This is a genomic window from Gracilibacillus alcaliphilus, assembly GCF_016909015.1.
In the GTDB taxonomy this organism is placed as follows: domain Bacteria; phylum Bacillota; class Bacilli; order Bacillales; family Amphibacillaceae; genus Gracilibacillus; species Gracilibacillus alcaliphilus.
In genome coordinates, this window is record NZ_JAFBFA010000043.1 from 20,734 (window position 1) to 39,855 (window position 19,122).

Below are 19,122 nucleotides of genomic sequence, written 5' to 3' on the forward strand. Positions count from 1 at the left end.
ACTCTCACTCCTGACTCAAATATTGTTTGCTGTTACTCATTATACCATGGAGAAAGTGATTTATAACAAAAAAAGACTTACCAGTATTAGAGTAATTTATGTATGCTTTGATTATTAGGCTCGCATACCAGTTTATTAATGATTGGATATGAAAAAGGAGGATATCTATGTTTACAAACTATGGTTCACTAAGTACAGAAGTTTATAATTATACTAAGCCAGTTGGCTATTCTATCGGTGGTGATATTGAATATTATCTGGATCGATTGGAAGGGGTTAAAGGCAAAATATTAGAACCAGGGGTAGGTACCGGTCGGTTTCTTATCCCATTACTTGAACAAGAGCTGCAGGTAGAAGGATTCGATCTTTCACCCGATATGCTGGCTGCTTGCAAACAGCATTGCCAGCAGCGGGAACTGAATCCTCATCTGTTCTTGGCTGATATGACCAATTTTTATAGTGAGCAAAGCTATCAGGCTATCATTATTCCTACTGGCTCTTTCGGTTTAATTGATACAGTGGATGGTGCGCGTGCTGCTCTGCAAAATTTCTACCGCCATCTAGAACCAGGTGGGCGTATTATCCTTGATTTGGAGCTGCCGGTTTACTGGGAAACTGGTAAAGTAACGACATCAACGTTTCAAGTTTCAAAACAGGATTCCATCGTATTAGCCTCAAAAGCGGTGGAAATCAATTGGGCAGAACAATATACCTTATCCTATCTTACATATACGAAGTGGCGTGACGGGAAATTAATCGATACAGAATGGCAAAAATTTAAACTGCGCTGGCATGGTATAGGAGAATTTAAATTGCTGTTAGAAACAGTCGGCTTTTCTAATATTAGCGTTTCGGCAGGCTATCAGTTTGGTCAGTCACCAAGTGCCACAACAGAGGTGATCACTTTTGAAGCTGCTAAATAATGAGGATTATCCACTGTACATATAAGATAATGCAAGTGAATCAGCAGGCATAAGTTTGAAGATGTTACTAGATAATTAAAAAAATGATCTGTTATACTATTCGAAATAGAACTGTTATATAATTATGAATGACGACATACAACTTTTACTTGGGATGAATTAAGAGATATTCATTCCAGCAGGCTTGATAATTTATCTTGTGCGTACGTGTTAGGATTTAAATAATTATCTCTATATGTAATTGCAGAAGACTATACCAGTTGTTAATCAAAGAATACACCGTGCATAATTATGCATTTCGTTTGGGATTTTATGGTGAATCATCTATGATAGATGTAGAACAAAAATGGTTTAGTAAATTTTTGGCCGGTAAATAAGGAGGCAGTATATGGAGATAGGCAACATTCTCACATTAATTGCTAGTTGTATTTTGGTTATTAACATTATCTTGGCAATCGGTGTATTATTTTTTGAAAGAAGAGAAGTAAGTTATACCCTTGCATGGCTAATGGTCTTATTTTTCCTTCCTATTGTAGGGTTTGTCATTTATATTTTCTTTGGACGCAAGATTACAAAGAAGAATTTCTATGGATTATCAGCAGAGGAAACAGAATTTCTTCAAACAGAGGTAGATCAACAGTTAAACGTTATAAAGAATGGCGAACTATTACATTCACCAATACTGCAGAAACATGAAGATGTCGTAAAAATGAACCTGACAGCATCTAATTCTTTGTTAACACTGAATAATCATATCGACATATATGATGACGGACATCAAAAATTCGATGCGCTATTGGCCGATATTCAAGCCGCAAGTAAAGAGGTCAATGTGCAATATTATATTATTCAACCAGATAACTTAGGCAAAAGACTAAGGGATGCCTTGACAGAGAAAGCAAAACAAGGGGTGAAAGTAAGGGTACTCTATGATGAAATCGGCTCAAAAAAGCTTTCACTAAAGTTCTTTCAGGAATTACGGGAGGCAGGGGGAGAAGTGGAAGTATTCTTTCCATCGATCTTAGGGCGTGTAAACTTCCGAATTAATAATCGAAATCATCGCAAACTTTGTATTATTGACGGGAAAATCGCCTATATTGGCGGTTTTAATGTAGGGGATGAATACCTGGGCTTAAATAAGAAATTTGGGTACTGGCGTGATACCCATCTTAGAATAACAGGACAAACAGTTGATGATATCCAAGGCAGGTTTATCTTAGATTGGCACCAGGCAGGTAAGGGTGAACTATGGAATTATCAGGAGTTTTGTTTTCAAGAAGAGCTGCAAGAAGAAGGACCATTGGGAGAAAGTCCTGTGCAAATTGTATCTAGCGGACCTAACTCAAAAACAGAGTATTTAAAAAATATGTATATCAAATTAATTCTGTCTGCGAAAGAAAGTGTCTGTATCCAAACACCTTATTTCATCCCAGATACCAGCTTTATGGATGCGTGCAAGATGGCACTATTATCTGGCGTTGATGTGCGCATCATGATTCCTTGTAAACCAGATCATCCCTTTGTCTACTGGGCAACATGGTCTTATGTGGGGGATTTATTAGACTATGGCGCTAAAGTTCTCCTTTATGAAAATGGCTTCCTACACGCCAAGACCATTGTTGTTGACCAAGAAGTGGCTTCTGTAGGAACAATGAATATCGATTCACGCAGTTTTAGACTTAATTTTGAAGTTAACGCAATTGTATATGATGAGCAAATTGCCAAGTCCCTGTATCAGCTGTTTGAAAAGGATACAGAGCTGACTTCTGTACTGACAAAAGAAAGATATCAAAACCGATCAATCCTCATTAAAATAAAAGAAGGTATATCTAGATTGCTTTCACCTATTTTATAATATCCGATTGGGAGTGTGGCTAGATGAGAAGTGAGCAGGAAATGATGCACATGATTGAGCGATTTGCCAAACAGGATGAGCAAATTCGTTTGGTAACCTTAGAGGGTTCAAGGACAAATAAACATGTCCCTCGCGACCGATATCAGGACTTCGATATCTCCTACTTCGTTACTGATATGGAGCCTTTTACAAAAAATGATGAATGGCTGGACATCTTCGGTCCACGCTTGATGATGCAGAAACCAGAAGATATGGAACTGTTTCCGCCAGAGTTAGGCAGCTGGTTTTCCTATATTATGTTGTTTGAAGATGGTAATAAAATGGATCTCACTTTAATACCGATAGAAGAGACAGATACCTATTTTGCAAAGAGCGACGGGTTAGTAGCGGTACTGATGGATAAAGACGGGCTTATCAAAGAACCTCCAGCCCCAACCGATCAGGCCTATTGGATCAAACAGCCCACAGCAAGGGAGTTTGATGACTGCTGTAATGAGTTCTGGATGGTGTCCACTTATGTGGCAAAGGGATTGGCCAGAAAGGAAATCCTATTTGCCAGTGATCATTTACATGAGATTGCCAGACCGAATTTACTCCGCATGATGGCCTGGCAGATTGGGATAGAACAAGGCTATAGCTTTAGTGTTGGCAAGAATTACAAATATATTGACCGTTATTTACCGGAACAAGACTGGCAGCAGTTATTACAGACCTATCGTCAGGATAGCTATGAAGTTATGTGGGAGAGTCTGTTTCTTTGTTACCGTTTGTTCAGAAAATATGCACATGCGGTAGCAAACCCTCTTAAGTACGCTTATCCTGATTATGATCGAGCCATTACGGAGTATACGGAGAGGGTTTATCAATCACTTGAAGTAACATAATGTTGGTAGAAGAAACTGCGTTTTAAAAACTTTTTGAATGCAGTTTTTTCTCTTGGTTTGTTATTGAACTGGTCAACGTGCAAACATCCATTTTCTGCAGCATATTCTTCGATGGAAAATTATGAATCAAAAAATAGGGAGGCTTAATCGTGATGATGACATTTTTAGATTACTCCCCGTATAATGCGACAGTCCCTCTCTTTAAGTGCATGACTTATTCTTTTCAAACGGTGGAAAAGTGGTGCCGTCAATATATCCCTTTGTGACCCTCTACTCGAATCCTTCAAGTCCCGAAGAGCGGGCTTTTCATCAAATGCTGAAATTCTATCTTATCTTTCCAAGTCTCAAAGAGCTGGCTTTTAATCGGATGCTGGCGTTATCTTATCTTTTCAAATCCCCATGAGCCGCCTTTTAATCAAAGGTCTAGGCTATTCCATCCTTTTCATGCGGTGATTCTATTTGTTGAAGCCGATTTAGAAAGTTGAAAAAACCGCCTTATGTGAACGCTCCTTCAATCATCAAAAAAACATCCACCATACATAAAAGCTGTTACAAAATGCAGCATTTACATGATGCAACATTTTTCTTGATTAAAAATAAAGAATTATTTCTTGACATAAAGTAAACTTTAGGATGTAAGGTTTATTTAACACAGGATAATTATCCGTAAGGTTCTCTTGTCTCTACTAGTTAACCGAATACAAACGAAGACAAGCCTGTTGCCTATCGGTAGAAGAATAAGGAGTTTGCCAGAGTTCCAATACTTTTGATTGAATTTTGATAATTATATTTACTAACAGAGGAAAAAACCTAAAGTTCGTATGAAAAAGCTATCGAGTTTTTTCATAATTATTCAAGCTATATACGAAGTTCACGGAGCAGCTACCAATCACCGAGCAAATTCCCTTCATGGTATGCTCTGCACAGAAAATGGTATAGCTTTATCGGTTAACAGCAAAAATTGTTGACTTAAAGTGGACTCTAGGGCTTACAATATATTTTTAGAGAACATGTACAAAAATGTCCTTCATTCAAATTTTTAAAAGGAGATGTTTATATGATTTTAACTTATCAGCTGTCCAATGGAATTGAAATTCCTAAATTAGGTCTTGGAACATGGATGATAGATAATGAAGAGGCTGCACAAGCAGTAGTAGAGGCTGTCAAAATAGGTTATCGTCACATTGATACAGCACAAGCATATGGTAATGAAAATGGTGTTAGCGAAGGGATTAAAGCTTGTGGAGTAAATAGAGAAGATTTATTTATTACGACAAAACTTGCTGCGGAAGTGAAGTCATATGAAGAAGCTGTGTCATCGATTAATCAATCACTGAAAGCGTTGAATCTTGATTATATTGACCTGATGATTATTCACAGTCCGCAGCCATGGATGGAGTTTGGGGAAGAAGACCGCTTTTTTGAAGGAAATCGAGAAGCTTGGCGAGCTCTGGAAGAAGCCTATCAAGCAGGTAAACTTCGTGCCATTGGTGTATCTAATTTTCAAAAAGAGGATTTAGATAATATTCTTAGTAATTGCACTGTCAAACCAATGGTAAATCAAATTTTAGCCCATATTAGTAATACTCCATTTGATTTGATTACGTATACACAAGCACAAGACATTCTGGTAGAGGCTTATTCACCAATTGCTCATGGAGAGTTGTTTAAAAATCGGAAAGTGAAAGCTATTGCAGAAAAGTATGATGTCTCCATCCCGCAATTAAGTATTCGTTATACATTACAGCTCGGCTTGCTTCCATTGCCTAAAACGGTAAATCCAGAGCATATGAGAGATAATGCTGGAGTGGATTTCACTATTTCAGATGAGGATATGGAATTTTTGAAAAATGTAGAGCATATTGAAGATTATGGTGAAGCGAGTCACATGCCTGTATTTGGCGGGAAGTTAAAATAACTAGATATAGGGTAATAAAAAACGAAGCAAATCGTTTTTTTAAATGAAATGTGAAAAACATATAACTAAGCTAGGAATGATTTTACCATCTTACTGAAAATGGATTTCTTTTTGTTGACACATGTCATTTAATTTATAATATTTCTTGAAACTATACAACGGTGTCGGTTATAATGGATAAATAACCGACACTATTGTATATTTTTTTATAGAAAGAAGTGAAGCAGAGGTAATAAAAAAGAGCTGTTGCAAGTGGCAAAACAGATATTTATCCACAAAGGATATATTCACACAACGAGGCAGATTTCATGGATGAAGTTACTGTGTTTCTTCTTTCTCTGGAAAAAATGCTTAAATCTATACCATCATCATAAAAATGGAGGAGTGTTAGCTATGTTGGCATCTTCAAGAATTATTTTAAAAAAACTAACTTTTGAGGACATTGAGCTTTACCATAGGTGGAGAAATGATATGGAAGTGATGAATTCTACTAATCCTTTTTTAGACATATATTCACTAGATGAGACAAGACAGTTTGTGGAAGGTGTGATGTTAGGATCTGAGGCTAGTAAGAGTTATATCATGGTGGATAAACAAGAGGACACACCATTCGGCATCATCTCTTTGATCCACATAGATTATAAAAATAGGAATGCAGAATGTATTATTGATATTGGTGACAAGACATACTGGGGAAGAGGTTATGGAAAGGAAGCACTTACCGTTTTATTGGATTATGCCTTTTTAGAAATGAACTTGCATCGTATCTCACTTCGAGTATTTTCGTTTAATGACCGAGCAATTCATTTATATAGAAAAATGGGCTTTCAGCAAGAGGGTATCAGCCGGCAAAGTTTGTTTAGGGGAGGGAAATGGCATGATATTATTCAGATGGGGATATTGCAGAACGAATATATCCAGCAGCACTAGCCTGAGTTAGACAAGAATAATATAAAACCTTGATTCTCCTAAGCTTAAAAGAATCAAGGTTTTTGTTTCCGAAAAATACATGAAGTAATGAGGCATTTTGCGACAAGCTTTATTAACCTTATAGCTCTTCGCCAAAAGATACAGCTTCCTTTTCCATTGCTTCTGTTTATTTCTTTCTTAATTCTACTAACCATTGCGGCTCATGCTCCCATTGCTCTTTTACCGACCTCAAGATACGCACATATCCATATAAGCGAGCAAAACGTCTGCAAGCTGGCATTAATGACATCATATCATCTGGAATAGCAAACTCTGTACGATATCCATCCAGAAAAAGCTGTTTTTTCTGATGATACACGTTAGGCAGTAGACAATCCTGCAAATTATCAAGAGCTTGTTCAATGTCCATTACATACCAATGGTACATCGCATCGTCAAAATCAATCACGTTGCAAGATTGCGTTTCTTTATCGTATAAGACATTATCATATTCAAAATCATAATGAATCAGTCCAAAATTATCTTTTGTTTTCGGGATCGAGGCAAAGTAATATTTTTCAATAGAATTTCTGCTAAATCCTGATTATTAAACAGATACTTCAATTTCAACATAATACCCAACTCCTTATTTTTGGGAAGACTATCAGGAAATTATATTTGTATAAGATGTACAAAAAATGAAAAAACCACAGGCGGTTGCACCATTTTTTACAAAAAGCCGATGCTTTCTAACGATGTTTTTACTCTATCCATCTATCAAAAGTCTATTTATAATCGATAAGAGTGAGAAGTGTTACATATAAATTCCAAGGTTATCTTCATTAAATTTGTCATCGCTTTTTTCTCACTCCCTTCCAAATAATTAGGAAAATTATACCATTTAAGTCGGCAGGAAATCACTAGCAATTGTTTAACGAAGAGAATCACACTGTACATAAACCATTTGTAATAGGAAAGAAACCGCGAATTTATCGATTTACTGTACCGTTTCGGTTCAGAGGATCTGGAGTCTTTATTATGAGTATTGTTCGTTAAAAAAAGAAATAGGCAAGAAATGCGCTGTACCAAGAGAGCGTATTTCTTTTTTATGCCTGATTTCCTCCATCATGCATTTTAATTTCGGATTTTTATAATCATTATATTAGGTTTCTAGTATGCATATCTTTCTTTCTCTACCAAGTATTTTGTCAAATTCTATCAGATAAACAAATAAATTGTAGTTTTGATTTTGCTCTATATCGCTCAAACCCCTGTTCAATCTAGCTTATACAAGTATAAGCATAACCTGGAATAATGATTATTTACAGAAAACGCTTACTTGGTATGATTAATTTATCTAGCACAGAAAGGAGGACATTCACGTATTCTCGTTTCAACTAAAAACGCAAAAGGATGTGAGCAAAGTTGAGAAAGGCAATTGTAAAGTTTGCTGTAGTTAGTTTGGTTGCTGTCTGCTGTTTTGGTCTATCATTAACTAGCGTATCTGCCAATAGTCCGGATTTTAGCATGACTGGTTTTGCGACGGAAAATGGAGGAACTACAGGAGGTGCCGGGGGTGATGTGGTAACTGTTCACACAGGTGATCAGCTGATTCAAGCCTTAAAGGATAAGGACGAGCACATACCATTAACGATTTACGTGGATGGAACCATTACCCCTAGTAACTCATCTAATAGCAAGATTGATATCAAGGATATTTCTGATGTATCTGTAATTGGTGTAGGAACAAATGGTAATTTAGATGGTATCGGAATAAAAATTTGGCGGGCAGATAATATCATTCTTCGCAATCTTACTATCCATGAGGTAAACACAGGGGACAAAGATGCTATTAGTATTGAAGGTCCCTCCAGCAATATTTGGGTAGACCACAATGAATTATACGCCAGTTTAGACGTTCATAAAGACTATTATGATGGTCTTTTTGATATTAAACGAGACGCCTACAATATTACCTTTTCTTGGAATTATGTCCATGATGGTTGGAAAGCTATGTTAATGGGGTCTTCTGACAGTGATAATTATCAGCGTAATATAACCTTTCATCATAATCATTTCCAAAACTTAAATTCACGAGTTCCAAGTTTTCGCTATGGAGAAGGTCATCTTTATAATAATTATTTTGAAGGCATTATCGATACAGGGATCAATGCGCGAATGGGGGCGCAACTTCTTGTAGAAAATAATGTTTTTGAGAACTCCAAAGATCCGCTTGGCTACTGGTACAGTAATACAACAGGCTATTGGAATGTCTCTAATAACCTGTATATCAATAGTACGGGAAGCCAGCCAACTACATCTACTACGAATTACACAGTTCCGTATCATTATAGCCTTACCCCGGTTGAGGATGTAAAGACTGTCGTCACGGAATACGCCGGTGTTGGCGTGGTACAGCCATAAATTACACATCTAATTATAGACAAAAGGCGAAGGTTTTGTATACCTTTGCCTTTTGAATGACCATCTGCTTTTTAAACCCATTCTGTTCGATGCTGATGAATAAATTCAATATCGCACTGATAATGTTTTACATGCCCTTCGTCCATCATTTTTTGGAACTGTTTATCACCTGCTTGCGCTTTTCTTTGGATCGTACGGCACAGCCCCTCTAAACGACGGATCACCATTCCGATATAATCTTGCTCGGTACTGTCACCGTAAGCCTCTAAAAATAATAGTATTCTCTGCTTAGTGCGGTCGGCATCTTGTAAGGAATTATAATAAACAGCTTCACCTGTTTCTGCCCAGTAAAACCTGCTGAGTGGTACACAAGTATAGAGGGTATAAGCTATATCCCAAGCCTTTGGTCCTGGGCCCGCTACGTCAAAATCAATAACCCCGACTGGTTTTTGCTGCTGAAAAATAATATTATAGAGAGCAAAATCATTATGGCATATGACTTCAAACGGCTTTGGAGTATGATCAATCGGTTCCCAGTCTTTATCAATCGTAAAATCACTGACTGCATCATGGTAATGACGCAATATCTTGGCGATTTTCTTTAAAGACGATTCAGACCACATATAACCCTTGACAGGATAGTTGCCAGCTTCTCCCTGCAAAAAAGGATAATATCTCTCGTCCTTGCTCGTCTATCCCTAAGAATTTTGGAGCATAATGAAATTGCTTATCTTCCAAGTGCTTTAACAGTCGATGAATTCTGAGGCTTTCTGGCTTTAGTGTACGACGAACTGTGTTTCCGACACGATAGACAGCAGAGACATTGCCTCCTGTTAATTTTTCTTCGTGATGATCATTTGACATACTAAACAGCCCCTTATCGTTAATGGCTCGCTTGCTTTATTGTACCATGCTTTTCGTTTGAAAAAGTTATTTTTTGATAGCTTTATTGCTTTGCTCCTTTTATAATAAAATGAAACGAAAAGGGAGGTCTTTATTTGTCCAAAGTTTTGGTACAGCATTTGGATGTTTTTAGTGCAGTAGCAGGAAAAGGGAATCCAGCTGGAGTTGTTTTGGAAGGTGATCTATATACAGAAAAACAAATGCAGACCATTGCTGCAAAAGTTGGCTTTAATGAAACAGCCTTTGTTGTGCCTTCTAATCATGCAGATGTTTGGATTCGATTTTTCACACCTGGACATGAGATAAATTTATGTGGCCATGCTACGATGGCTACAGTTTATGCCCTGCATACGCAGGGGATCGTGAAACAGGATAGGCTTACGATAGAAACAAATGCCGGACTGCTGGCGATAGAGATTACAGAGCAGTCTTCTCAGCTGTATATAAAAATGGAACAAGCACAACCAGTATTTAAGGCATTTAATGGAGATAGAGAAAAGCTTGCCCAAGCCACCGGATTGACTCGGTTGCCTTGCAAACAGTAGGTGTGAAAGGATACGACGGTTTTGTCATAAGTATGGTGAAATAAAGTGTGCCTGCTGATGGTGCCTGGCCTATACCAAACAGCAGAGAACAGCCAAATCTCTGCTGTTTTGGTGTAAGCAGTTTAAAAACCGCTATACAAATCGTGAAGAAATCTGTCATTCGGCTGTTTTTCCTCTAAACGTACATGCTCATCAAGCAGTTTTCCTAATGGATTCATGGCTTCGTTGGAAGTGTGGCTGCTGTGCCAAATACCCCATCAATCAAACTACTAATTTTTAATATGTTGAGTATCACTTTGAATAAATCGATATCCACATCTATTTGACGGCTGCTCCATTTTTTTTGCCGTGCAGCCCATAAAAGTACATGCTTAACGGCCACCACAGCATCACAAATATCGGATACACCTCCCAAATGGTATCTGGAGTAGATACGATCCGAACGATAATAAAGAAAACACCAGTCAGCAAAGTGGCATACAAAGACAACCTAAAGTATTGCTTTGCCTTGATACAATATAACAACAATGGCCACCATAACACCACAAAGGCTGGATAAATCACCCAAGGATAGCCAGGGGAGAGGTAATAATTCAAAGCAGCATAATACAAAATGGTGCTCGCACTTCCGAGAATGGCTGTTGACATTTTTTTATTGTGTTTACCTAGAAAGGTAAGAATCACCCATAAGATAATGGGGAATATGGCATATAGAATCCACGGGTATCCTGGAGTTTCGGTATAATTGATCACTGATAAGAATAGAATGGTCACGAAACCAACAAAGAGCACAAAGATTGTATATTGATTTCTTCTAAAAAAATATAGACTGACCGGCCACAGAATAAGTACAAAAGACGGATAGAGAAACCAGGTATGATTAGGGCTCGTTAAATAGTTAACTAACATTAGGAATATAATAGTCATCCCGCTTCCCAATGCTGCAAAGACAACCTCATGTTTCATTTTCACTTCCTCCTTATTTCCATTTTAACCATCTGTAAAACATAGCAAGCGGCCACCACAACACGGCAAATGTAGGGTAGACAAACCAAATTGTATCAGGCGAATAATACATGTTGATAAACAGCATCAATCCAATGATCAGGGCACTTCCACATATAGAAAATCCTAAATCAATTTTTGTTTTTTCCTTTTTCTTTTTCTGCCAGCTATTTTCGTCTGGTGTACGGACGCCTAATTCATTTTTTATTTCGTCGATATGGCCAAATTCAACAATTGCTTTATTGATGGCATCCTCTTCTTCTTTACCATGTTCCATCAGGTCATAGACCTTTTCTTCTAAATTTTGCAGGATTTCTTGTTGGATGGTTTGCTTTTCTTCACTATCGGGAATATCTTTAAATAATTCCTCTACATGGTTTGTAATCTTTCTCACTCTAATCCCTCCATAAACAAGTCAATAATTTCTTTTGTTTCTTGCCACTCTCTAGCCGATTCTTTTAAATAAGCTTTTCCCAAGGTGGTAATTCTGTAATATTTTCTCTTTCTTCCATGAGATACACTGCCATAATAAGACTCAATCAGATCTTTCTTCTCTAAGCGCTGAAAAACCGCATACAAGGTAGCCTCTTTAATTTGAAAACGATTATCCGTTCGCAAACTGATTTGTTTCGATATTTCGTAACCATACTGATCATTTTCATAAATTAACCGTAAGATAATTGGCTCCAAATGGCCGCGAATAATATCACTTTTAATCATAGTGTCCCTTCCTTATTCATGATAATTCTATCTGATAGAGTAATGTTATCACTAACTACTCTGTCTGTCAAAGTAATTTAGCAAAACGGATATTTTTATTTTTATAATAGTGAACTAATTTGCAATAAAAAATGCACTAAAACAATGTATTTATAATAAAATCATATAACTCTACTTAACAGAGTAAAAGCAAATAAAATTACTCTTCCTGATAAAGTATAAATATCGACAGCAGCAAATTTACCGACTCAGACCAGCAAACTTTTTCAGAGTCTCATCGGTATTCTGATTATGATTAATTGTTCTGATGAGCAGGTGGAAATTGTAGAGTTCAATTGGCAGATAACTACATATTCGTGCATCATTACGTTATAATTATTCATACAGAAATACCTTATAAAAGGAGGAGAAGGGCATGAAACAAATTGGAATGATTGGCGGTCTCGGGCCTGAATCTACGGTAGAATATTATCAATCCATTATTAAAAGCTTTCAGCAAAGGAAAGGAAGCCAGCAAGTATTACCTGAGATGTACATGAACAGCATTAATATGTATCATATTTTTCAATACATTTCAGAATGGAAAATTGATGCCTTAATTGATTATGTAGGGACAGCTGCACAAAAGTTGGAATCAATAGGAGCGGAAGGTATTTTTATCGCAGCGAATACACCACATCTTGTTTTTGAAGCAGTTCAGAAACAAGTCAGCGTTCCGATGCTCAGTATTGTTGAAGCTACTCTGGAAGCAGCCGAAAAACAGAATGCTGCAAACATTGCTTTGCTGGGAACAAAATTTACGATGGAACAGGATTTTTTCAAAAAGCCGTTTGAGGAAAAAGGCAAGCATATTTTTGTTCCAGAGGAGAAAACACAAGGATATATCCATGAAAAAATAGTCAGTGAATTAGAAAATGGCATCGTAAATCCAGAGACAAGACAATCATTTAAAGAGATTGTAGACAACATGACAGAGCAGTATCAGCTGGACAGTCTTATCCTCGGTTGCACGGAATTACCAATGATTTTTTCGCAACAAGATTTTCAAATTTCGCTCTTAGATACGATGGCTATCCATGTCAATAAGATCGTCGACTTTATGTTCGAAGACAAGTAATAGAGAAGAGGAGTGATGGAAGTGGATGAATATGTAGGTGTTTGTGTTACATGCGGGAAGAAGGTATGGTGCAGAAGCGGATTTTTGGAAGGTGTATATATAGATGGAGAACTGTATTGCCATACATGTGCAGAAGCAGATAAATAAGATGACAAGCAGAGGCTTAACTAGCCTCTGCTTAAGGATCAATCTTGTTTAATGAGAAAGGCAGTAATACTTTTTATTTGATCAGATTCAAATGTATACCAGTCACAGAAGAAATACGTTTCCGTTGTATCCTCTTCCCCTTCAAATACCATTTTTCCTTCGACAACAGCAGTATTTCCCTCGATAACAGTTCGATATACGTCATACTCCTCTGCCATGACTCCCCGCATGCCCTCCATTTTATCTATAAAAGCCTGCTTGCCTTCCGTAATGGATTGACCGATTTCATTCGACACAATATCCTCTGCGGCCAAATTAAATACAAAATCGACATCGCCAGTTGCAAACGCTGTATTAATCTTCTGCATTAACTCTTTAGAAACACCCATTTGCATCAACTCCTCTGTTTTAATTGAGATAATTATAACAAGTTTTAACGATTTGAATTTCTTCTAAATTGCTTAATCGCTTTCGTTTTTGATACGCAACAGGAAATGCTGCATTAATAAAGGCAGTGATATTAGTATTGGAGGATCAGTTAAAGCTGGTTTATGCAGGCGAAGATTGACTGATTCAGGCTGTTGCTGTCCATTAATGGTAATGGGGTCTGGATGGCGGACTCGCAAGGTTTCTGTCGGGACGAGTATCGATGGGGAACTTTCATCCCATGCTAAGGCAGTTGCCATTAGATAGAAAGTTCCGATTGGAATAAAATCTAACTGAAATGGCCCTGTATTTGTAAGTAAAGTACCAGAAATAGGCACTCCTTCTGGAGTCGGTTTCTGAAACAATCCAACAAAAATTATACCCTGAAATGCTTCTTGTGTTTGAATGACACCAGTTAATTGGTGCGGCATGGGGGCAGCCGATTCCTTATCTGAGTGAGAAAGCTTTTGTAATTGCTGAATGTACTTACCTGTCATATCACGAGAAGCACGGAATACAGACGGGCTGACACCGATACTTTTGGTAAAGCGAGAGGTGAAGGTACCCAAACTTTGCTGGCCTACTTCATAACCAATTTCTCGAATTGGAAATGACGTTTGAATCAGAAGCTCTTTTGCGCGCTGCAGACGTAACGTAGAAAGAAAGTAAATAGGGGATACACCAACCTGTTTTTTGAAAAGACGTACAAAATGATAAGGGCTGTAGCCTGCCTGAGCTGAGAGATCATGTAATGAAAGTTCTTGATCGAGATGTGCCTGTATATATAGAATAGCGTCCTTAACTGTTTTATCGTGATTTTCCATTATTTATTCCTCCGTGTTCGCTCGATTATCGCGAATGCTCCATAATATATCATTATTTTAACACAAAATAGAATGTATGTACGATATTATCTAAACAATTTTTTATCTTGAATTCAAGACATTATCATTGCATCCCTTTCACTTGAGTGGTAAAGTGATGTTAAAGAAGGGCAGGGACCTTATTATGAGAAAGAATACTCGTGGTTCGTTAATTTGGTTGCGAATGACTCGGTTTGTTGATCAAAGCAATTTACTTTCTAATCATTTTTTGAAACCATATCAATTAACTACCGCTCAATTTGATGTGTTAATGCAACTTTTCGTATATCAGCCATTAACACAATCAGAACTAGCAGAGAAAGTTACTGTTACACAGGGTGGTATATCACGAATGCTGGTTCGGCTTGAGCAAGAAGGGCTGATTAAGCGAACACAAGAATGGAAAACTAAGACCATCTCCTTAACCGACAAAGGTCAGCAGAAACTTGCTCATGTTTTTGAGGATCAGCTGGCATTTCAGTCATCGCTTTTCGATGACTGTTTATCAGAATCTGAACAAAAACAATTATATGCACTTTTGTCACGAATTCAAAAAAATAGTGAAAGAAAATGGAAGCAGTATAAGGGAGGACAATAGAATATGTATACAATTCCAGGTCATCACCATATTTCTATGATTACCAAGGATGCACAAGCCAATAATCATTTTTATCGAGAAATACTCGGTTTACGACGGGTAAAATGGACGGTGAATCAAGACGATCCATCCATGTATCATTTATTTTATGGAGATAAAATGGGAAGCCCAGGAACGGAATTATCCTTTTTCGAAATTCCGCTTGTTGGAAATACCTACAGAGGGACAAATGCCATTACACAAATTGGTTTGCTTGTGCCAAGTACAGCTAGTTTAACGTATTGGCAGGAACGTTTGGAGATGTATAACGTCAGCCATAGTGAGATTACCAGATATGCTAACCGTCCTGCTTTACACTTTGAAGATACAGAAGGTTTACGCATGGTCTTGCTTGCAGCAAACCATGAAAAAGTAGCACATTGGGAATCTTGGGAAGATTCTAAGGTGCCGGCAGAACACCGCATTCAAGGAATGGGCTCTGTGGAAATTACAGTCCAGAGGCTTGATAAATTAGCTAAGACACTTACAGAGATGTTTGGCTACTCAGAGGTTGCACGCACGAAGGATGAGGCAATATTTCAATCCATTGAGGGAGAGGTCTTCGGTGAAATTGTAGTGAAATATTTAGACGGGCCTCCAGAAAAACCAGGACGGGGAAGTATTCATCATTTAGCGATTCGCGTGAAGAATGATACCGAATTAGCCTACTGGGAAGCACAAGTAAAGGCTCGTGGGTTCCAAACATCTGGTATCGTAGATCGCTATTATTTTAAGAGTTTATATTTCCGTGAATCAAATGGAATTTTATTTGAGATTGCGACCGATGGCCCAGGTTTTACGATTGATGGTAAGGTGGACACATTAGGGGAAACACTGGACTTGCCGCCATTTCTAGAGGAGCGTCGTCAGGAAATTGAAGCGAAACTGAAACCGTTAGAGGAGGAGTCATAATGGAAAATGAACGAATGGATCCAACTAAAGGATTAGAATTTGGTTTATATACCTTGGGTGATCACCTGCCAAATCCTCATACAGGAGAGCGCATTTCTGCCCAACAACGAATTCAGGAAATAACGGAACTGGCAAAGCTGGCAGAGCAGGCTGGGGTAGACTTCTTTAGTGTGGGGGAAAGCCATCAAGCCTACTTTACTACCCAAGCCCATACGGTCGTGCTGGCTGCGATTGCCCAGGCAACAAACAAGATAAAAATAGGCAGTTCTTCTACCATTATTAGTACATCAGATCCTGTGCGTGTGTATGAAGATTTTGCTACCATTGACTTAATCTCAAACGGGCGTGCGGAAATTATTGCAGGGCGTGCCTCACGTATCGGATTATTTGAATTATTAGGCTATGATGTTCAAGATTATGAGGCATTATTTGAGGAGAAATTTGACCTGTTGCTGCAAATAAATCAACAAGAGGTAATCAATTGGCAAGGAGAATTTCGTGCACCATTAAGAAATGCACAAGTTATTCCCAGACCACTGCATGGCAAGCTACCAATTTGGCGCGCAGTAGGCGGTACCCCAGCCAGTGCGATCAAGGCCGGTTATGCAGGCATTCCGATGATGCTGGCAACACTTGGAGGAGCGGCAAGTGTCTTTAAAAGAACAATTGATGCTTACCGGGAAACGGCAAAGAACCATGGATTTGACCCGACTCAGTTGCCGGTAGGAACAACTGGATTTTTCTATGTAGCTGACACAACTCAGGCAGCCTTACAGCAAATGTATCCACATATTAATGAGGGTATGAAATTGACCAATGGTCAAGGTTTTCCGAAACAATTGTTTGCTCAGGCAAAAGATAAACGAAGCATTATCAATGTTGGCAGCACCCAAGAAGTGATTGAAAAAATACTCTATCAACATGAAGTCTTTGGTCATCAGCGTTATCTAGCACAAATGGATTTTGGCGGAATGCCCTTTGACAATATGGCCAAAAATATAGAAATCATCGGTACTGAGATTTTACCTGCTATTCGAAAATACACGGCAAAATAGGGAGGAAATGGAAATGAACATAGTTGCTCTATCTGGTTCTATCGCAGGCTCTAAAACAAGGACTGCTATAGAGGCTGTCTCTGAAATCATTACGAAAACATATCCAGAGGAAGTATTTACATTAATTGATTTGGCCGATTATGATCTTATGTTTAGTGATGGGAGGAATTACTTGGAATATCCAGGAGATACAGGTTTTGTAACACAAAAACTGATGGAGGCTGACATCATAATAATGGGAACGCCAATATTTCACGCCTCTATTCCTGGTGCTTTAAAGAACATTTTCGACTTATTGCCTGTCAATGCATTGCAAGATAAAGTAGTCGGGATATTAGTAACAGCAGGTTCAGCTAAACATTATTTAGTCGTAGAACAACAGCTGAAACCGATTTTATCCTATATGAAAGCCAGTATCGTGCCAACCTATGTGTTTATGGAAGAAAAAGATTTTTATCGTAAAGAAATTGTCAATGATGACATATTCTTTCGTCTTGAGCGTCTGATAGAAGACACCTTTCAAACAAGTGAAGCAATGGAAATAGTCAAAAAGGCAAAAGAGGACGCATACGGTTTCTAGACCTGTTGGTGAAAAATCTTCAAGCGAAAGGATGAATTTTCGTGAAAAAGCTCTCTATATCTGAATTAACTGATTTCCAGATTGGACATGCCCAAGATTTAGACGCATTAACCGGTTGTACGACGGTTATTTGTCAAAAAGGCGCGGTTGCTGGAGTAGATGTAAGAGGTGGAGCTCCCGGTACAAGAGAAACCGATTTATTAGATCCGCGAAATACCATGGAGCAGGTGCATGCCATTTTTTTAGCTGGAGGTAGCGCCTTCGGTTTAGAAGTTGGATCAGGGATCATGAAATGGCTGGAAGAAAAACAAGTGGGCTTTGATACAGGCATAGCCAAAGTTCCCATTGTTCCAGGTGCGATTCTTTTCGATCTTGGAATTGGTCATGCAAATGTTCGTCCTGATTCTATGATGGGATATCAAGCAGCCAAAAATGCTTGGGAACAAAAAGCCGATATCGCTTTGGGGAATGTCGGGGCAGGAACTGGTGCAACCGTTGGAAAGCTGCTTGGCTCGGATTATATGATGAAATCAGGGATTGGCTATGCAGGTTTTCAGATCGGTGATATACAAGTAGCTGCATTAGTAGCGGTTAATGCCGTTGGAGATGTATTTGATCCAGATGCTAATAAACAATTAGCCGGCTTGTATGATCGTGATCAACAACAATTGCTTCAAACAAATGAAGTGTTTCTGCAACAATTTTCACACGTAAAAAATAAGACGGATCAGCAGGGCGTCAATACAACAATAGGAATAATGATGACAAATGCTAAGCTTTCCAAAGCACAAATCAACAAATTGGCTTCGATTGGACATAATGGTATCGCTCGAACCATTCAACCAGCTCATACTTCAATGGATGGCGATACCTTATTTGCGATGTCGAGCAGTATGGTCGAGGCACCCTTGGATTTAGTAGGTATTATTGGCACCAAAGCAGTAGAATTAGCTATTTTAGAAGCCATAAAACAAGCTGATTCTATAGAAAATATCCCTGCTTACAAATCTTTAAGCAAATAAATAATAGAAGATGAAGTTCCCAATCTTCTCCATGCATATCAACAGAAGGTGGTCCTAGGCGCTGTCAAGCCTATATCCACCTTCTGTTGATAGCGGGAGAAGATTTTTTTAATATAATATATGCAAATTGTTCATTTTTTGTAACATCGGCCTATGTACGGAATAATTTAAGAGTAAGTAGCATAGAAAGCATTCCTGTAATGAAGAAATATGAGGGGAAATGAGCGTAGAATCAATTTTACAGAAAAGAATCCCCCTTGGTAGTATAGAGAGTGTC

General features: G+C 38.1%; 20 protein-coding genes and 1 pseudogene. 14 read left to right on the forward strand and 7 right to left on the reverse strand.

The features are described 5' to 3' along the window. The first annotated feature begins 167 nt into the window (after positions 1–167). From JOD18_RS21520 to JOD18_RS21540, 5 genes are all read left to right on the forward strand, one after another. The gene (locus JOD18_RS21520) at positions 168–923 is read left to right on the forward strand and encodes a class I SAM-dependent methyltransferase (protein ID WP_204671265.1); all 756 of its coding nucleotides are present in this window, start codon (positions 168–170) and stop codon (positions 921–923) included. Positions 924–1,311: 388 nt separating this feature from the next. Beyond that, positions 1,312–2,778, forward strand: a complete 1,467-nt coding sequence (cls, locus tag JOD18_RS21525) for a cardiolipin synthase (protein WP_204671266.1) — start codon at positions 1,312–1,314, stop codon at positions 2,776–2,778. A 23-nt stretch (positions 2,779–2,801) separates the two neighbouring features. Further along, complete coding sequence (ant(6), locus tag JOD18_RS21530) at positions 2,802–3,662, forward strand: aminoglycoside 6-adenylyltransferase (protein ID WP_204671267.1); 861 nt, start codon at positions 2,802–2,804, stop codon at positions 3,660–3,662. A 1,057-nt stretch (positions 3,663–4,719) separates the two neighbouring features. Next, complete coding sequence (locus tag JOD18_RS21535; RefSeq protein WP_204671268.1) at positions 4,720–5,580, forward strand: aldo/keto reductase; 861 nt, start codon at positions 4,720–4,722, stop codon at positions 5,578–5,580. A gap of 393 nt (positions 5,581–5,973) precedes the next feature. Continuing rightward, positions 5,974–6,510, forward strand: coding sequence for a GNAT family N-acetyltransferase (locus tag JOD18_RS21540; protein ID WP_204671270.1), 537 nt, complete (start codon positions 5,974–5,976; stop codon positions 6,508–6,510). Between the two features lie 166 nt (positions 6,511–6,676). Here the strand turns inward: JOD18_RS21540 and JOD18_RS21545 are convergent, their stop codons facing one another. Further along, positions 6,677–7,072 (reverse strand): phosphotransferase, encoded by a 396-nt coding sequence (locus tag JOD18_RS21545; protein ID WP_204671294.1) that lies wholly within the window; start codon positions 7,070–7,072, stop codon positions 6,677–6,679. Between the two features lie 878 nt (positions 7,073–7,950). Here JOD18_RS21545 and JOD18_RS21550 point away from each other — a divergent pair. Continuing rightward, on the forward strand, positions 7,951–8,913 hold the full coding sequence (locus JOD18_RS21550) for a pectate lyase family protein (protein WP_420827818.1): 963 nt from the start codon (positions 7,951–7,953) through the stop codon (positions 8,911–8,913). 71 nt (positions 8,914–8,984) lie between these two features. On the opposite strand, the pseudogene JOD18_RS21555 reads toward JOD18_RS21550, so the two are convergent. Next, a pseudogene (locus JOD18_RS21555) lies at positions 8,985–9,777 on the reverse strand (aminoglycoside phosphotransferase family protein). Between the two features lie 134 nt (positions 9,778–9,911). Here JOD18_RS21555 and JOD18_RS21560 point away from each other — a divergent pair. Next, entirely contained in the window at positions 9,912–10,361 is a 450-nt protein-coding gene (locus tag JOD18_RS21560) for a PhzF family phenazine biosynthesis protein (RefSeq protein ID WP_204671274.1), read from the forward strand. A gap of 318 nt (positions 10,362–10,679) precedes the next feature. On the opposite strand, the gene JOD18_RS21565 is transcribed toward JOD18_RS21560, so the two are convergent. From JOD18_RS21565 to JOD18_RS21575, 3 genes are read right to left on the reverse strand one after another with little or no spacing between them, the layout of a single operon-like run. Continuing rightward, positions 10,680–11,327, reverse strand: coding sequence for a hypothetical protein (locus JOD18_RS21565; RefSeq protein WP_204671275.1), 648 nt, complete (start codon positions 11,325–11,327; stop codon positions 10,680–10,682). A 13-nt stretch (positions 11,328–11,340) separates the two neighbouring features. Then, positions 11,341–11,760, reverse strand: a complete 420-nt coding sequence (locus tag JOD18_RS21570; RefSeq protein ID WP_204671276.1) for a permease prefix domain 1-containing protein — start codon at positions 11,758–11,760, stop codon at positions 11,341–11,343. Next, positions 11,757–12,086: a PadR family transcriptional regulator gene (locus tag JOD18_RS21575; protein WP_204671277.1), complete on the reverse strand. Its 330-nt coding sequence runs from the start codon at positions 12,084–12,086 to the stop codon at positions 11,757–11,759. Before JOD18_RS21575 ends, JOD18_RS21570 begins: the two co-directional genes overlap by 4 nt. Positions 12,087–12,501: 415 nt before the next feature. On the opposite strand from JOD18_RS21575, the gene JOD18_RS21580 reads away from it, so the two are divergent. Both JOD18_RS21580 and JOD18_RS24720 read left to right on the forward strand, forming a co-directional pair. After that, on the forward strand, positions 12,502–13,203 hold the full coding sequence (locus JOD18_RS21580) for an aspartate/glutamate racemase family protein (RefSeq protein ID WP_204671278.1): 702 nt from the start codon (positions 12,502–12,504) through the stop codon (positions 13,201–13,203). Positions 13,204–13,224: 21 nt separating this feature from the next. After that, the gene (locus JOD18_RS24720) at positions 13,225–13,350 is read left to right on the forward strand and encodes a hypothetical protein (protein ID WP_275583078.1); all 126 of its coding nucleotides are present in this window, start codon (positions 13,225–13,227) and stop codon (positions 13,348–13,350) included. Positions 13,351–13,388: 38 nt separating this feature from the next. Here JOD18_RS24720 and JOD18_RS21585 read toward each other — a convergent pair whose 3' ends face one another. After that, entirely contained in the window at positions 13,389–13,739 is a 351-nt protein-coding gene (locus JOD18_RS21585) for a nuclear transport factor 2 family protein (RefSeq protein ID WP_204671279.1), read from the reverse strand. A 72-nt stretch (positions 13,740–13,811) separates the two neighbouring features. After that, complete coding sequence (locus tag JOD18_RS21590; protein ID WP_204671280.1) at positions 13,812–14,600, reverse strand: helix-turn-helix domain-containing protein; 789 nt, start codon at positions 14,598–14,600, stop codon at positions 13,812–13,814. A 184-nt stretch (positions 14,601–14,784) separates the two neighbouring features. Between JOD18_RS21590 and JOD18_RS21595 the strand changes: the two genes are divergently transcribed. From JOD18_RS21595 to JOD18_RS21615, 5 genes are read left to right on the forward strand one after another with little or no spacing between them, the layout of a single operon-like run. Continuing rightward, entirely contained in the window at positions 14,785–15,237 is a 453-nt protein-coding gene (locus JOD18_RS21595) for a MarR family winged helix-turn-helix transcriptional regulator (RefSeq protein WP_204671282.1), read from the forward strand. A 3-nt stretch (positions 15,238–15,240) separates the two neighbouring features. Further along, positions 15,241–16,188 carry a ring-cleaving dioxygenase gene (locus JOD18_RS21600; protein WP_204671284.1) on the forward strand — a complete coding sequence of 316 codons (948 nt, stop codon included), beginning with the start codon at positions 15,241–15,243 and terminating at the stop codon, positions 16,186–16,188. After that, the gene (locus tag JOD18_RS21605; RefSeq protein WP_204671286.1) at positions 16,188–17,243 is read left to right on the forward strand and encodes an LLM class flavin-dependent oxidoreductase; all 1,056 of its coding nucleotides are present in this window, start codon (positions 16,188–16,190) and stop codon (positions 17,241–17,243) included. The genes JOD18_RS21600 and JOD18_RS21605 overlap by 1 nt, the downstream gene beginning before the upstream one ends. A gap of 13 nt (positions 17,244–17,256) precedes the next feature. Next, positions 17,257–17,823, forward strand: coding sequence for an NADPH-dependent FMN reductase (locus tag JOD18_RS21610; RefSeq protein WP_204671288.1), 567 nt, complete (start codon positions 17,257–17,259; stop codon positions 17,821–17,823). Between the two features lie 41 nt (positions 17,824–17,864). After that, a complete protein-coding gene (locus JOD18_RS21615; RefSeq protein WP_204671290.1) occupies positions 17,865–18,845 on the forward strand; it encodes a P1 family peptidase in 981 nt (326 codons plus the stop codon). The last annotated feature ends 277 nt before the right edge of the window (positions 18,846–19,122 follow it).

Coding starts and splice junctions, on each gene's coding strand:
- JOD18_RS21520 (WP_204671265.1), top strand. CDS start 168: ATGTTTACAAACTATGGTTCACTAAGTACAGAAGTTTATAATTATACT.
- cls (WP_204671266.1), top strand. CDS start 1,312: ATGGAGATAGGCAACATTCTCACATTAATTGCTAGTTGTATTTTGGTT.
- JOD18_RS21535 (WP_204671268.1), top strand. CDS start 4,720: ATGATTTTAACTTATCAGCTGTCCAATGGAATTGAAATTCCTAAATTA.
- JOD18_RS21540 (WP_204671270.1), top strand. CDS start 5,974: ATGTTGGCATCTTCAAGAATTATTTTAAAAAAACTAACTTTTGAGGAC.
- JOD18_RS21565 (WP_204671275.1), bottom strand. CDS start 11,327: ATGAAACATGAGGTTGTCTTTGCAGCATTGGGAAGCGGGATGACTATT.
- JOD18_RS21575 (WP_204671277.1), bottom strand. CDS start 12,086: ATGATTAAAAGTGATATTATTCGCGGCCATTTGGAGCCAATTATCTTA.
- JOD18_RS21580 (WP_204671278.1), top strand. CDS start 12,502: ATGAAACAAATTGGAATGATTGGCGGTCTCGGGCCTGAATCTACGGTA.
- JOD18_RS21585 (WP_204671279.1), bottom strand. CDS start 13,739: ATGGGTGTTTCTAAAGAGTTAATGCAGAAGATTAATACAGCGTTTGCA.
- JOD18_RS21590 (WP_204671280.1), bottom strand. CDS start 14,600: ATGGAAAATCACGATAAAACAGTTAAGGACGCTATTCTATATATACAG.
- JOD18_RS21595 (WP_204671282.1), top strand. CDS start 14,785: ATGAGAAAGAATACTCGTGGTTCGTTAATTTGGTTGCGAATGACTCGG.
- JOD18_RS21600 (WP_204671284.1), top strand. CDS start 15,241: ATGTATACAATTCCAGGTCATCACCATATTTCTATGATTACCAAGGAT.
- JOD18_RS21605 (WP_204671286.1), top strand. CDS start 16,188: ATGGAAAATGAACGAATGGATCCAACTAAAGGATTAGAATTTGGTTTA.
- JOD18_RS21610 (WP_204671288.1), top strand. CDS start 17,257: ATGAACATAGTTGCTCTATCTGGTTCTATCGCAGGCTCTAAAACAAGG.